This is a genomic window from Mesorhizobium sp. Root552 (assembly GCF_001427285.1).
Lineage (GTDB): Bacteria > Pseudomonadota > Alphaproteobacteria > Rhizobiales > Rhizobiaceae > Mesorhizobium.
In genome coordinates, this window is record NZ_LMFV01000029.1 from 1 (window position 1) to 12,974 (window position 12,974).

Consider the following 12,974-nt stretch of genomic DNA (forward strand, 5'->3'; position numbering starts at 1 on the left):
ATGGATGCTCCGGCTGACCAGATTTCCATGACTGCCGCACCACAAGTGCAGGCACAGCCGGCTCCGGCCCCCGGCACCTTCGACAGGTCGGTAATCAGATCGTCCACCAAACCGTCGGCGAAATGCGCCTGCTCCGGATCAATGCTCATGTCCGCAAAGGGCAAGACGGCGATAGAGGGGCCCGCTTCGAACGCCCGACCGGCGTCGACGATTGGAGCCTCGCGCTGTTGGATGGTGAGCGGGCCTGCGAACCGATAGCCCACCCGCGGGAAAGTCGCGATCCACTCTTCCCCGTCGGGCGAGACCCGCAGCCGTCTCCGAAGAGCGGCGATCTGAACCGTCAGGTTGCTTTCTTCAACGTTGGTATTCGGCCAGGCGGCGTCCATCAAAGCCGCCTTGGACACCACTTGACCGTGCGCCTCCACCAAGGCCTGCAAAAGCGCAATGGGCTTGCTTCCAATCGCAACAGGCAGACCGTGCTCGAACAATGCGCCGTTGCCAGCGTCAAGCTCAAAGGGACCAAATGCGAAGCGCTGAGGCGCCATGTTCTATCATACGACCTTCGGAAAAATTTTGCGATCAATTCGGAGCTTCTTCAGGATTGGCGCTGCGAAATCGCCGATGCTCTCCACCTCGGACCAGCTTGGACTGGAACCTGTCTGCAGCTTTAGCGCAGCACCAAGGGAGTTAATGATATGGCGAAGCTAACAATGGCGATGAGTGTGCTTGTCGGCGTGACCGCGCTTTGCGGCGCTGCCGTAGCTGATTCCTCAACGGTCGGTCCTGCATATATCGGGGATCGCGCGGCAGACCCCGAGGACGAGACGTTCGGCTACTTGGCTAAAACTGAAAGCGATCGGCCGCTCGCCTTCATCGGTCCAGCCCGTAATATCGGTCCAGTCACCGGCGACGCGGAGAAGGACACCGTCGCCTACCGGCCGCTGCTCGGAGTGCACAGAGATGGCCTTTGGTCGTTCGTTCTCGTGCGCGAGTGATGGAAATGCCGCGCCACCGTTGCGAGGGAGACGCGCCGGACGCAGCACCGGAGTGACCGGTCTATGACCAAGCCGCTGAACTGTAGTGCGGTAAACTCAAAGGGCTTTGCTGCAACGGCTTACTGGAAGCGCAGCCATGAGGCGCCAGGGCCTTTTCTGAAAAACCGCTTGGCCGACGTCAGGTCACCTTGCTCACCGAACCAGAATTTGGCTGTGTCGCCGACACAGTCGATGGCGCGGCAAAGGTACATCCACTCGCCGCGGACCGCCCGGCCCGCCGCGCTTGCGACGGGTGAAACGCTCCAGCAGTTGCGGGGCGTAACGGAGGGTTCAGCGGTGAATGGTCGTGTGGCCGGCGGCAATGCCCCGCTCTAAGCAGGATCACTGACTGGTCGAACTGGGGGCCCTTGAACATTTAGTCGTCCGAAAATGTCGAAGGGACCCCTTGCCACGTTACCGGTGATAAAAGGTTGCAACAGATTCCCTCAACCTCCGTGGACAACGCGGTGGAGGTTTTTCAGCAGTTCCGCCGGCTGCGCAGCCTGGAAAATGCTGCGACCGATAACAAGGCCGGTCGCGCCACGGGAGACATACGCCTCGACATCGCGAAGGGTCTCCATAACGTTGTCCTTCGGTGTGCCTCCGCGAATGAAGACCGGCGCGTTGACCGCGCCGACAATGTCGCCGAGGTCTGCGATGGTGAAAGGCGCATCGATCTTCAGCAGGTCGGCGCCCAATTCGGCTGCAAGCCGCGCCGCATGCAGGATTTGTGCCGTGTCGCGCAAAGTGTTGCCGTCGTCGTCCACCACAAGCGCCTCCACCATCACGGGGTAGCCGATACGGCGGCACATGGCGGTGATCTGCGCCAGGTGGCTGCGGTGATCGGCGACACGCCTGTGGCCAGCTGCGTTGACAAGGAAGAAGCAGGCAACGACGTCGGTGCCGGATCGGGCGATGTCGTCAGCCGAGGCGACGAGTGTCGCCTCGATGTCGGAACCGCCATGCCGGCGAAATGCGCCCGTGGTGTCGAGGCGCATGGCGTGGCATTTCGCCAGCCGCTTCATCGACGACACAGCCTGCATCGTCGACGGGCTGACGAGCAGCCCGTCCAGCGCATTCTCCGGCAGGGTTGACAGCAGCCGGGGAATGTTCTCGAGGCCGGATACGTGACCCTCGAACAAGGGATGGTCGACGCCGAGAATGAGGCTCCTGCCGTCCGCATGCGAAAACAGGCGCTCCATCCTGAGCTCAAACCCAGACCCTCGGTTGCCGCCTACCGCCGATAGCCGCAGCCGCCCGGAATCCTCTTGTGATAGAGCGTTCATGTCTCGTCCTTTGCTTCACAGTTTGGGTGCAGCGCCAGTCGTTGGCCTGCTCGTTCGAAATCATCTTCCAGGGCGGCCGGGGCCGCTGGCTAGAGCGCGTGCCGGATAGCGTCCAGCGCCGGGCCCCGGGCATAGGAAACCGAAGTGCCGCGACGCGTGACGCTGTCGGCGGAAACGGCGATGGCCAGCCGGACGCTGGCCTCGGTGCCCATCTTGGCGGCAAGGCCATAGGCGAAGGCACCGGCGAACGCGTCGCCCGCGCCGGTGGTGTCGGCGACGCTCACCTTCGGGGCGGCAAACAGGACGGGGTCATCCGCGGCAGCGGGGTCGACATAGGCCGCCCCGCGGTCGCCGAGGGTCACCACAAGCTTGATGCCGCTCTTGCGGGCGAACTGTCTGGCCAAGGCCACGTCGTCGTCATGCTCCAGGCCGAACATCTCGCGGGCAAGCAGGCGCAGCTCGGTCTCGTTCGGCAACAGCCAGTCGGTCAGCCCGAGAATATCCTGGCCGAGCGCCGATGCCGGCCCCGGGTTGAGAACGGTTGCCGCGCCGCGATCGCGCGCATGGACAAATCCCCTGAGGATGGCCGGTTGCGGGATCTCCAGCTGCGACAGCACGACATTCGTTGCGTCGATGTCGTCGAACGCCTTGTCGACCAGGCCCGGCGAGACATGATCGTTGGCACCGCCGCTCAGCACGATCCTGTTGTCTCCAGCTGGCTCGACCCAGATCGCGGCGACCCCGCTGTACATGCCGGCGATGGTCGTTATATGGCCAGTGCCGACGCCACATGCCTTGAAATGGTCGACCCATTTCGGGCCGACAAATCGTCGCCGACACATGTGACGATATCGACCTGCCCGCCGAGAAGTGCGGCCATCACCGCCTGGTTGGCGCCCTTGCCGCCGAAACCCTGTTCGAACGACCGTCCAAAGACCGTTTCGCCACGCTCGGGAATCCGATCCAGATAACTCACGAGGTCGACCATGTTCGATCCGACGACGGTAATCCTGCAGTTCCCGTTCATTGCAAAGTTATCCCTAGATCCGTTGAATACTTGGCAGACCGGCTCACGCTGGTCGTTGCACTTCGAGGCACCGCCGTCATCAGACCGCCACGGCGGGCTTTGACCGTCTGTCGTGGTCGGCACTCATGACCGCGCGGATGAGGTCCTCTTCCCCAACCTCACCTCCCCTGAACTCACCGGTCAGCCGGCCATGGTGCATGGTGACGATGCGGTCGCTGAGCCCCAGGACCTCAGGCATTTCGGAGGAGATCAACAGCACCGCCATTCCACTGCCCGCAAGCTCCCGGATGATCTTGTAGACCTCGTCCTTCGCGCCGACATCGATACCGCGCGTCGGCTCGTCGAGAATAAGCAACCTGGGATCGGTGGCCAGCCATTTCGCCAACACGACCTTTTGCTGGTTGCCACCGCTTAGGGTGACCACCGCAGTCGTGGGCGACGCGCTGCGCAGACGGAGCCGCTCAGCGAACTCGGAATAGAGCGCCGCCGCCTTGGCCCTACGCAGCAGGCCCCACGCCGAAAGCTTGGCAAGGTTGGCGAGAATAACGTTTTCGCGCCCGCCGGCGCCGAGGACAAGCCCCTGCTTTTTGCGATCCTGCGGCACCAGCCCGATGCCGAGCGCCACGGCGTCGCGCGGACGCCTCACCGTCACCGGGCGGCCTTGCCAGAGCAGTGCGCCATTGGCCTGGCGCAAGCCGAAGATCGCTTCGGCAAGTTCCGAGCGCCCGGCGCCGACGAGGCCATAGAGACCCAGGATTTCGCCTTCGGTGATCGTGAAGCTGACGTCCTCGAAGGCATCAGGCGACGACAGCCCCGACACCGCAAGCACCTGGTTTCCGGCAAACTTCCGCTGGGACGCCGGACGGCGATCGAGCGTCCGGCCAATCATCAGGCTCATCACCTGTGCCTCATCCGCATCGGCCGTTCGCAAGGTGGCCTGGGTCTCGCCGTCGCGCAGCACCGAAATCCGGTCCGACAAACGGAAGATCTCCTTCATCTTGTGCGAGATGTAGATGATGGCGACGTTGTTCTTGCGCAGCCGTTCGATGGTACGGAAAAGCGATTCCGCCTCGGCCTCGGTCAAGGTCGCCGTCGGTTCGTCGAAGATCACGACCGAGCAGGGAAACGCCGTGGCGCGCGCGATCTCGACCATCTGCTGCCGGGCAATCGGCAGGTCGCCGGCCCTTGCCGCCGGATCGATGTCGTAGCCGCATGCCTTGAGCGCGCGGGCCGCATCGTCGTTCAGCCTTCGCCGGTCGATCATGCCATTCCATTTGCACGGAAGGCTGCCTAGGAAGATGTTCTCGGCGACCGAAAGATCTGGCGCCAGCGACATCTCCTGGTGGATCAGCACGACACCGCTGTTGCGCGCGTCGCGGGGATTCTTGGGTTCGTAAGCGGCGCCCGAGTGCAGGATTTCGCCCTCGTCGGGCCTGATGCCACCGGCCAGGATCTTCATCAGGGTGGACTTGCCGGCACCATTCTCACCGCACAGCGCATGGACTTCGCCGGCGAAGATGTCGAGATTCACGCCGCCCAGCGCGCGAACGCCCGGAAAAGCCTTGGCGATACACCTGATGCGCATCAGGGGCTCCGCTGCAGCCGCGATGCACTCGCGGCTGCGATCTTCATCAACCCTGCGGTCAAGCATTACTCGCTCCCTGAAGAGGCCTACCCGGCTCAGAAGTTGGGTCGCGCGATGGAGTCCACATTCGCCTTGGTCACGCCAGGCGTCTCGAGGTACTCGAACTGCTTGAGCTTCTCACCGGCCGCGAGCTTGAGGGCGCTGCGCAAGGCAAGGCGAGCATCCTCTTCCGGCGACTGGTAGACCGACCCGTAATATTCGCCCGTCTTGATCAGGTCCCAGACGAAACCATACATGGTGGCATCGACGAACTTGATCTTGCCCGCTTCGAGCGTCCCTTCCTGGATGGCGGCGCGCGTTGCCGTCAGGGCGCCGAAGCCGACGCCGGAATCCACCGAATAGACGCCGTCGATCTGCTTGCCGAAGCGGGTGATAAAGTTCTCCATCAGGGTCTGTCCCTTGGCCTGCGACATGTCTGCAGGCTGCGAATCCAGCACCTTGATGTCCGGATACTTCGAGATGACTTCCATGAACCCGTCGTAGCGCAGCTGTGCCATCCGGTAGCCGGGCGTGCCGTTGAGCAGGACGATGTTGCCCTTGCCGTTCAGCGCAGCCGCCATGATTTTTCCCGCCTCCTGGGCCTCGGCATAGTCGTCCGGGCCAGTGTAGCTGGTCATCGCCTCCATGCCGGACTCGTCGATCATCGAGTTGGAGATGATCAGCGGGATGCCCGCCTGCGCAATCTGTCGCGCCGCCGGCACGATGGCCTTGCCGTTCACCGGCCAGACGATCATAACGTCGACCTGCTGGGCGATGAGGTCGCGGACCTGGTCCGCCTGGCGGGCCGGATCGAGGGCGGCGTCGGTCATGATCGGCTTGACGCCCAATTCCGCCGCATACTCGTTGAATGCCTTGAAATAGGCCGCCGCGTAGCCGTTGAGGCTAGGCCCGAGATTGGCGAAGCCGACGACGATCTCCTCGAACGGCTTCTTGCTGTCCTTGGGAAACCAGTCCGGCGGCGCTGCCAAGGCGTTGCCGATGAGCGCAAGACCAATCGCGGCACTCGCTATCAGTGTTTTGAACAAAATGTATTCCTCCCTTGGTTGAACATATTTGCGCTTCATTCGCCGTGGCGCATCGCTTGGCGATTGACCCGTCGATCGAGCACAAGGGCCATGATCAGCACCAAGCCGACGACGACGGGGATGTAGAAGGGTGAGACCCGGAGCAGGTTGAGGCCATTGCGCAGGATGGCGAGCGCGAGGACTGCGCCCAGCGTGCCGGCTACGCCGCCTTTACCGCCTTGCAGCCGCGTACCGCCGAGTACGACCGCAGTGATGGCGAGCAGTTCATAGTCGCGGCCGAACGACGGGGCGGCGGCGCCGAGATTGGCTGCCATGGCGATGCCGCAGGTGGCGGCCATCAGCCCGCACAGGGCAAAATTGGCTATGACATGGCGGGAGACAGCGATGCCGGCATCGACCGCGGCACTCCTGTTACCGCCAATAGCATAGGTGTTCCTGCCGTGCGATGTGAAGCGAAGCACCACGCCGACGATAGCAGCCAGGGCGGCGAAGAGAACGACGACGATTGAGATCGGGCCAATTGCAAGCATCGCGAAGGTGTTCAGCCGATCGTCGGTCGACGATAGAGAGATGTCGCCGATCGCCAGGAAGGTGAGCCCCCTGATCCCGCTCATCATCGCAAGCGTGACGATGAAGGAACTGATCCCCATCTTCTCGACGATCAGACCGTTCACCAGCCCGACGAGCAGCCCCGCCGCCAGTGCGGCCAGCACGGCCACGCCAAGCCCGTAAGGCTGGAGCGCGACGACGATGCAGGCCGTCAGGCCGACGACGGCGCCCACCGACAGGTCGATGTTGCCGCTGATCACCACGGGCGTCATGCCGATGGCAAGGAGACCGACGAAGACGCACTGCGTCAGGACATTCGAGATGTTGAACGGCGTGAGAAAAAAAGCGCTCTGGAGGCTGAAGAAGATTGCGAACGCGATGGCGAGCAGCCAGACAGAGTTGCCGCGGATGATAGTCTTCAGGCCGTCGAACGACGTGGCGGACGACTGGAGGCGATGGGTGGCAAGGCTCATGCGACCTCCCTCCCGGTGCGAGAAATGACGTTGATCCATGCGGCGACGATCAGCACCACGGCGACAGCGATCCACTGCATGTAGAAGGGAAAGCCGAGGATCAGCAGCGCGCTCTGCATCGCGCCGATGACGACGATGCCGAGGATGGAACGCAGGATGCTGCCGGAGCCGCCGATGAGGCTCGTGCCGCCCAAGATCACCGCCGACAGCACCAGGAGTTCCAGGCCGACGCCGGAGTCGTGGCGGGCGGTCATGACCCTGGATGCGTAGACAACGCCGGCGATGGCGGCAAATCCGCCGGCAATGACATAGGTGGCAAACAGCGTCCGGCGGACATCGATCGACGAATAGGCGCTGGCGATGGAGTTTCCGCCGACGGCAAAGACTTTGCGCCCGAATGTGCTGGCATGCAGCAGCACGCTGCACAGCGCCGCCAGGACCAGCGTCAGGACGACGGGCGACGGAATGCCGAGAATGTAGCCCCGACTGATGGAGGTGAACCAGGTGGACGCCTCGAGGTCGTTCATCACGACGTTGGCGCCCCCAGTGTAGATCAGCGCCATGCCTTGAACGATCGAGAGCGTTCCCAACGTCGCAATCAGCGAATTGAGGCGGAGGTAAGCGACCAGGAAGCCGTTGAGGCAGCCGACGAGCACGCCAATCGCCAGGGCGACGGCGATGGCAGCCACAGGCCCGACCTCGTTGAGAAGGGTGATCGTGGCGATGGCAGAGCATGACAGCACCGAGCCGATCGACAGATCGAGGCGGCCGGCGATGACGACGAAGGTCACCCCCAGCGCCAAAATCGCGGGCACTGCCATCTGGCGCAGGACCTGGTTGACGTTCTGCAGGTCGAGAAGTTGCGGAATGAAAAGCCACGCCGCCAACAATGTCAGCGCGGCAGCGATAACCGATGCATGGCGCGCGCCATTTGTCATTGTCATAGCTGGCATGTCACTCCTCCCTTAGTGCAGAAGGAGTATGCCCAGCGCGTTCAGGCTTGCGAAGGCTTGCACGATTGTCACTGTAATAACCCTAAGTTATCGCTGACGCTGTTAACTTGCATCGTTTCCGGCAGGAGCTGAGATGAAAAAGAACACGCAGCATGTGACAGACCACTATCTGCGCTCGTTCATCCGCATCGCGCGGGCCGGCAGCCTGCACAAGGCCGCAGCCATCGTCGGCATTTCGCAGCCGGCGCTCAGCAAACAGATGAATTCACTTGAAGAAACGCTCGGCGTCAGCCTGTTCCGACGGACGACGCGCGGCATGTCGCTCACCGCCCACGGCGAATTCCTGCTCAACCGGGTCCAGTCGCATTTCGACGACATCGATGACTCGATCATGGAGTTGGACAGCCGCTCGCCAAAGCTGAAGGGCCAGATCGTCTTCGGCGCCATCGAGACCTGCAGTTTCATCGACACGCTGTGGGATCTCGTCGGCACGTTCTCGCTCGAAAACCCGGAACTTTCGGTCAACATCCGCACCTACAACAGCGCCGAGATCGTCAGGCAGGTATCGACGGGCGAATTCGACTTCGGGATCGTCCATGACAATTCGCTGTTCCCGGGCGACATGATCAAGTCCCAGCTCGTTCGCGAACGGCTTTCAATCGTCTACTCGCGCAAGCATTTCGACGACGAGGCCATCGCAAGATACCCCGATCTCGACAAGAACGTCTCGCTCATTTCGTTCGACGTGACGTCCGCCCTGGGCCGGCTGGTCCAGAACCACAACCGGCGCTACGGCATCCCGATACGCATCGAGACCAACTCGGTGCGCTACCTGCTCGATGCAACCGCGCGCGGTCTCGGCATCACCATCCTTCCGGAACGCTTTCCCTTGTCGTCCTTCCAGGACGCAGGACTTGCGCGGCTCAACTCGCCGGCCCTGGACACGGTGCGCGGCAACTTGATCATCCAGAGACGCCGCCCGAGCCTTTCCAACCAGGCAGAGCGGTTCGTCAGCGAACTGCTGCGCAAGATCGCGACTTGATGCTGTGCGCGATGGCCTCCTAACGCGATCCGGAGGCAGTGGCTTTCCCTCGTCGAGTGGCTGCCGTTTTTCTGGTTGCCGTCTCGACCAGCTCCCGCTGTGCGATGCCAGTCCGAGCGATTGCGCGGGGGCAAGGTCACATCGGCACAGCGGGGGTCCACGAAGTTTCCCGATGGCCGTCGAATGAAGATGCGTCGAAATTCTTTGAATCGCTTGTTCCCGTCGGCGGGCTGCAAATGCCGTGCGTGCTCAGTTCCGACTTGTCTGAACGCGCAGCCATCGACGCGGTACGGTGCGTCGCGCCAATGATGTGAGACCCGGCGTCGATCAAGATCGTCGCGCTATGGACGAGTGGGACCGAACATCCATAACGACAGAGACGTGAGAGTGGCGCCCTGAGAACAGGGCGCCACCGCTAATGTACAACAACGCTTGTTAGACACTAATCGATTTTCGCAGGGCATCAGTTGGCGATGCTTTGCCCGGCTTCTTTCATCTCAACTCCCAAAACCAGACGCGATATAACCCAATAGGCGATTGCAGCGGCAAAGAACGATGAAATGGAAGTCGACATTTGCGGCGCGAGATAGTCAATCAGATAGGCGGTGAGAGAGCCGATGCCCCAGGCCGCAAATGCGGTCGGTCGCCATAGGCCAACAGGCCCCGGTTCACGCGACACCGTATAGAAGTGGACGACGAAGATCGCTCCCACTGGCGGCACGAGAATACCGAGAAGATTCAGCCAGGGCACGAAGTAGGACCAGACATTGCCTGCGGCGATCGCAATGCCAAAGGCTGCCAGCATAACCGCCGCGGTACGCATCTTGACGCCGACGATGCGCGACCAGTTCACTGCCGACATGTAAAGGTTGTGAGAGCAGACGGAACCGAAGCTCACAAAGGGAAAGATAACAGCCACAGGAAGCAGCCAAGGCGCGCCATATTTCAGCATGTAGCCGAACATGTTGTCCAACGCGAAGGGATCGGCGTCCGGTAGCGCAAGCGCGGCAGTCATGACCGCGCCAAGCAACAGAGCGTAGGTATGGGCGATCGGGAAGGTGACGAAGGCTGCTATCGAGGAGTGCAGGCTGTTCTTGGCCCAGCGGTTGAAGTCGGGCGACACGGTCGCACCGTCGATAAACAGGCCGACAACGACGGTCAATGCGACGCCGAAGGCCATAGGCACCCCGTTCTCGGTTCCGGCATACGACCAGACGGCTTCGACGCCTGACCGTGAAACCGCATCGAAGGCAACCCACGTCCCCAGGATGATGAACATCGGAACCGAGACGACGCCGATCCAGTGAAGTCCACGGATACCGACGAGCGTAATTCCCAGATACAACAGCCCGGCGACGAGCGAGATCAGGAAATAGTTGTAGCCGAACGCAGCGTGAAGAATATTTCCGGTAAACCCTACCTGGACTGCAAACCAGCCGAGTATCAACAGTGACAGCAGGCCGGAAGCAGCAACGTAGCCGCGCTTTCCAAAAACATTGCTTGCGAGAAGTGCGAAATTCATTCCGGTTTGCGCTCCGACGGCCCCGATGGCCGATACAAGCACGAACAACAGGACGTTGCCGGTCACAATCGCCCAGAACGCCTTCGTGAAGCCCATGCTCGCGACAAGCATGGAACCGGTCATCGCGCAGGTTATGATCATCGGAAATCCGAGCCACACCGTCGTCAATGAGCCGACACTGCGGCGGGCCGAGGCCGGGACCGGCTCGTGCTCGTATTCTTCCGCGAGAAGTTCACCTTCATGCGGGCTATTGATCGGGAACTTTCTGTCCATGCCTTGTTCCTCCCTGGCGATGGCCGCCGGTTTACCCAGCTTCTTGATGTGATGGTTGCTTGTGATGTGTGGCGCTTTCCCCTCGCTAGCTTGACAGGCTGCGGGCAGAGGAGCGCACCCGTGTTTTACGGGCTCGCGAGTGTGCGGGCTTCTGGAATGCGATAGATCCCCTCCCAAGGCCTTTCGCGCTCGAATGCTCCGATCGCGGCCATAACCCCGGCGTCGTCATGTCGACGGCCGATGACAAGCATTCCGACCGGCAAGCCGTCGATGAGGCCCGCGGGAACGGATGCGCTGGGATTACCGGTATAGTTGGTGAGATAGGTCATGCACCAACCGATCAGAGGATCGACGGCTATGCCGTTGATTTCCGTCGGCCCCTGCGTTTCCCCATCGCTGTCGTTGAATACGGGCATTGCCGCAAGTGTCGGAGAAATCACATAGTCGTAAGTCTCGAAAAGCGTCCCGAACCGGTCCAGCACGCGCGTACGGACCTTTTGGTCATGCAGCAAGTTCGTGAGCGTGAAGGTCGGGACAGCGTCGACCCACGCCATCATGCTGGCCGGCAGTTCGTCGGGACAAAGAGCGCGCAAATCCCGCCCGTTCTGTTTCAGATCCTCCAGCGCGTCATAAATGCCGATGGCCGTCGTGCGGCTCCAGACGGCGCTCAATTCCTCCTGGGTGTGGGGGAGCTCGACGTCCACTTCTTCGACGCTGGCGCCGGCGCCCTCGAATACGCAAACCGCCTCCCGGATCAGCCCGACTATCTTGGTATCGACGGGGAAGATGCCAAAATCAGGCGTGAATGCTATTCTTTTACCCCGGACCCCCTGCCGCCGGGCTTGTTCAAAGTCGGTACTGACCGTCAACGAGGCGGGGTCCCGATTATCCTGGCCCTGCAGCGCGGTCATGGCCAACGCGGCATCGGCCACGGTCCTGGTGATCGGGCCTTCATAGAGATAGCAGGAGATTCCAAAGGCGTTTGGCCGCGCAATGAAGGGAACCCGGCCCGCAGAAGGCTGGAAGCCGACAGTGCCGCACCATGCGGCCGGGATGCGGATCGAGCCTCCCCCATCAGTCGCGCCCGCGATGGGTACAAGGCCATCGGCGACAGCTGCAGCACTCCCACCCGATGAACCGCCTGAATTGCGATCCAGGTCGAACGGGTTGCGGGTCGGCCCGACCGATTTGTTGTCAGTGGTTCCCCGGAAGCCGAAGACCGGACTGTTGGTCTGACCGAGGATGATGCCGCCGGCTGCTTCGATCCGCTTGGGAAACATGCTCCAGTCCGTCGCCAGATTATCCCGGAGCGCGGAAATCGATCCACAGGTTGCGGGCCATCCCGGCTTGAAGCCGAAGAGGTCTTTCATCAGCACCGGAACGCCTGCCAGGGGACCAGTCGGCTCTTCTCTCAGGATGGCCTGCTCAAGCTGGATAGCGGCCTTGCGTGCGCCGTCGCGGTCTTCATAGGTAACGGCGTTCAAACTCGGATTGCGGCTTTCAATCCGCTCTATCGCAGCATCGACTATCTCTACGGGTGAAATCGCTCGTGACTTGACGGCGTGGGCAATCCCCACGGCAGTCGATAAGTCTTTCGAATCCAGTAACGACAAGAACCCTCCCCAATGGACCGTGATATGTGGCGCGGCTTATGCGCCCTTACGGCAGGTCCATTTGGGAAAAGCATATTATGCGGTGGCTTTGCCCCGCATCCGTCGGATGACGTACGTGATTATCGATCTAGCCCCATCCGCACGGCAATTGATGCCGCAGCCGCTCGTGTGCGCACATCGAGCTTATTGAGTATCCGCTCCACGTGCGTTGAGACTGTCCGCGCGCTCACGCCGAGTTGCCGACCGATCTCGGCGTTGGATAGTCCCTGGGCGAGGGCTGACAGGACCTCGGACTCGCGCGCGGTCAAATGATAGGGGGCAGCTTCTCTTCCCCAGGTCAGAAGCACTTCGCAATTCTTGTCATGGATGGGGTAAATCTCATAACCGATGGATGTCATCCCATCTATTCGGGTGCGGGACCATTGCACGCCGGGTGTCAAGCGAATCCAGGAACTGACCCCTTTCTCGAATTGAAGAACTAACCCCCCTTTCATTGGTTCGTGGTTTCGTTGGTCTCTGGCGCCGATCCGGT

13 protein-coding genes and 1 pseudogene are annotated in these 12,974 nt (G+C 61.6%); 2 read left to right on the forward strand and 12 right to left on the reverse strand.

The genetic code is table 11. The features are described 5' to 3' along the window. Positions 1-545: winged helix-turn-helix domain-containing protein (locus ASD50_RS13160; RefSeq protein ID WP_200952409.1), on the reverse strand; the 545-nt coding region annotated here is incomplete at its 3' end. Between the two features lie 150 nt (positions 546-695). Here ASD50_RS13160 and ASD50_RS13165 point away from each other — a divergent pair. After that, positions 696-995: a hypothetical protein gene (locus ASD50_RS13165; RefSeq protein WP_156465081.1), complete on the forward strand. Its 300-nt coding sequence runs from the start codon at positions 696-698 to the stop codon at positions 993-995. A 152-nt stretch (positions 996-1,147) separates the two neighbouring features. Here the strand turns inward: ASD50_RS13165 and ASD50_RS23630 are convergent. From ASD50_RS23630 to ASD50_RS13195, 8 genes and pseudogenes are all read right to left on the reverse strand, one after another. Then, positions 1,148-1,410 (reverse strand): annotated as a pseudogene (locus ASD50_RS23630) (DDE-type integrase/transposase/recombinase); the annotation flags it as partial. Between the two features lie 70 nt (positions 1,411-1,480). Beyond that, the gene (locus tag ASD50_RS13170; protein WP_082549640.1) at positions 1,481-2,320 is read right to left on the reverse strand and encodes a class I fructose-bisphosphate aldolase; all 840 of its coding nucleotides are present in this window, start codon (positions 2,318-2,320) and stop codon (positions 1,481-1,483) included. An 89-nt stretch (positions 2,321-2,409) separates the two neighbouring features. Beyond that, positions 2,410-3,162 carry a PfkB family carbohydrate kinase gene (locus ASD50_RS13175; RefSeq protein WP_082549641.1) on the reverse strand — a complete coding sequence of 251 codons (753 nt, stop codon included), beginning with the start codon at positions 3,160-3,162 and terminating at the stop codon, positions 2,410-2,412. Continuing rightward, positions 3,087-3,347, reverse strand: coding sequence for a PfkB family carbohydrate kinase (locus ASD50_RS22520; RefSeq protein WP_082549642.1), 261 nt, complete (start codon positions 3,345-3,347; stop codon positions 3,087-3,089). Before ASD50_RS22520 ends, ASD50_RS13175 begins: the two co-directional genes overlap by 76 nt. A gap of 79 nt (positions 3,348-3,426) precedes the next feature. Next, positions 3,427-4,998: a sugar ABC transporter ATP-binding protein gene (locus tag ASD50_RS13180; protein WP_056241953.1), complete on the reverse strand. Its 1,572-nt coding sequence runs from the start codon at positions 4,996-4,998 to the stop codon at positions 3,427-3,429. Positions 4,999-5,027: 29 nt separating this feature from the next. After that, a complete protein-coding gene (locus ASD50_RS13185) occupies positions 5,028-6,017 on the reverse strand; it encodes a sugar ABC transporter substrate-binding protein (RefSeq protein WP_162252020.1) in 990 nt (329 codons plus the stop codon). A 35-nt stretch (positions 6,018-6,052) separates the two neighbouring features. Beyond that, positions 6,053-7,039, reverse strand: a complete 987-nt coding sequence (locus ASD50_RS13190) for an ABC transporter permease (RefSeq protein WP_082549643.1) — start codon at positions 7,037-7,039, stop codon at positions 6,053-6,055. Continuing rightward, the gene (locus tag ASD50_RS13195) at positions 7,036-7,992 is read right to left on the reverse strand and encodes an ABC transporter permease (RefSeq protein ID WP_056241959.1); all 957 of its coding nucleotides are present in this window, start codon (positions 7,990-7,992) and stop codon (positions 7,036-7,038) included. The genes ASD50_RS13190 and ASD50_RS13195 overlap by 4 nt, the downstream gene beginning before the upstream one ends. A gap of 133 nt (positions 7,993-8,125) precedes the next feature. Here ASD50_RS13195 and ASD50_RS13200 point away from each other — a divergent pair, with 133 nt between their 5' ends. After that, positions 8,126-9,034, forward strand: a complete 909-nt coding sequence (locus ASD50_RS13200) for a LysR family transcriptional regulator (RefSeq protein WP_056241962.1) — start codon at positions 8,126-8,128, stop codon at positions 9,032-9,034. Positions 9,035-9,497: 463 nt separating this feature from the next. On the opposite strand, the gene ASD50_RS13205 is transcribed toward ASD50_RS13200, so the two are convergent. From ASD50_RS13205 to ASD50_RS13215, 3 genes are all read right to left on the reverse strand, one after another. Continuing rightward, positions 9,498-11,006, reverse strand: a complete 1,509-nt coding sequence (locus tag ASD50_RS13205; protein ID WP_244484516.1) for a purine-cytosine permease family protein — start codon at positions 11,004-11,006, stop codon at positions 9,498-9,500. Beyond that, the gene (locus tag ASD50_RS13210) at positions 10,955-12,442 is read right to left on the reverse strand and encodes an amidase (RefSeq protein ID WP_056241967.1); all 1,488 of its coding nucleotides are present in this window, start codon (positions 12,440-12,442) and stop codon (positions 10,955-10,957) included. Before ASD50_RS13210 ends, ASD50_RS13205 begins: the two co-directional genes overlap by 52 nt. 119 nt (positions 12,443-12,561) lie before the next feature. Continuing rightward, positions 12,562-12,974 (reverse strand): response regulator transcription factor (locus tag ASD50_RS13215; protein WP_162252021.1); only part of this gene is annotated, 413 nt, incomplete at its 5' end.

What these genes read in the sequence shown, in the direction of transcription:
- ASD50_RS13165 (WP_156465081.1), top strand. Translation starts at nt 696, where the DNA reads ATGGCGAAGCTAACAATGGCGATGAGTGTGCTTGTCGGCGTGACCGCG.
- ASD50_RS13170 (WP_082549640.1), bottom strand. Translation starts at nt 2,320, where the DNA reads ATGAACGCTCTATCACAAGAGGATTCCGGGCGGCTGCGGCTATCGGCG.
- ASD50_RS13175 (WP_082549641.1), bottom strand. Translation starts at nt 3,162, where the DNA reads ATGTGTCGGCGACGATTTGTCGGCCCGAAATGGGTCGACCATTTCAAG.
- ASD50_RS22520 (WP_082549642.1), bottom strand. Translation starts at nt 3,347, where the DNA reads ATGAACGGGAACTGCAGGATTACCGTCGTCGGATCGAACATGGTCGAC.
- ASD50_RS13180 (WP_056241953.1), bottom strand. Translation starts at nt 4,998, where the DNA reads ATGCTTGACCGCAGGGTTGATGAAGATCGCAGCCGCGAGTGCATCGCG.
- ASD50_RS13190 (WP_082549643.1), bottom strand. Translation starts at nt 7,039, where the DNA reads ATGAGCCTTGCCACCCATCGCCTCCAGTCGTCCGCCACGTCGTTCGAC.
- ASD50_RS13195 (WP_056241959.1), bottom strand. Translation starts at nt 7,992, where the DNA reads ATGCCAGCTATGACAATGACAAATGGCGCGCGCCATGCATCGGTTATC.
- ASD50_RS13200 (WP_056241962.1), top strand. Translation starts at nt 8,126, where the DNA reads ATGAAAAAGAACACGCAGCATGTGACAGACCACTATCTGCGCTCGTTC.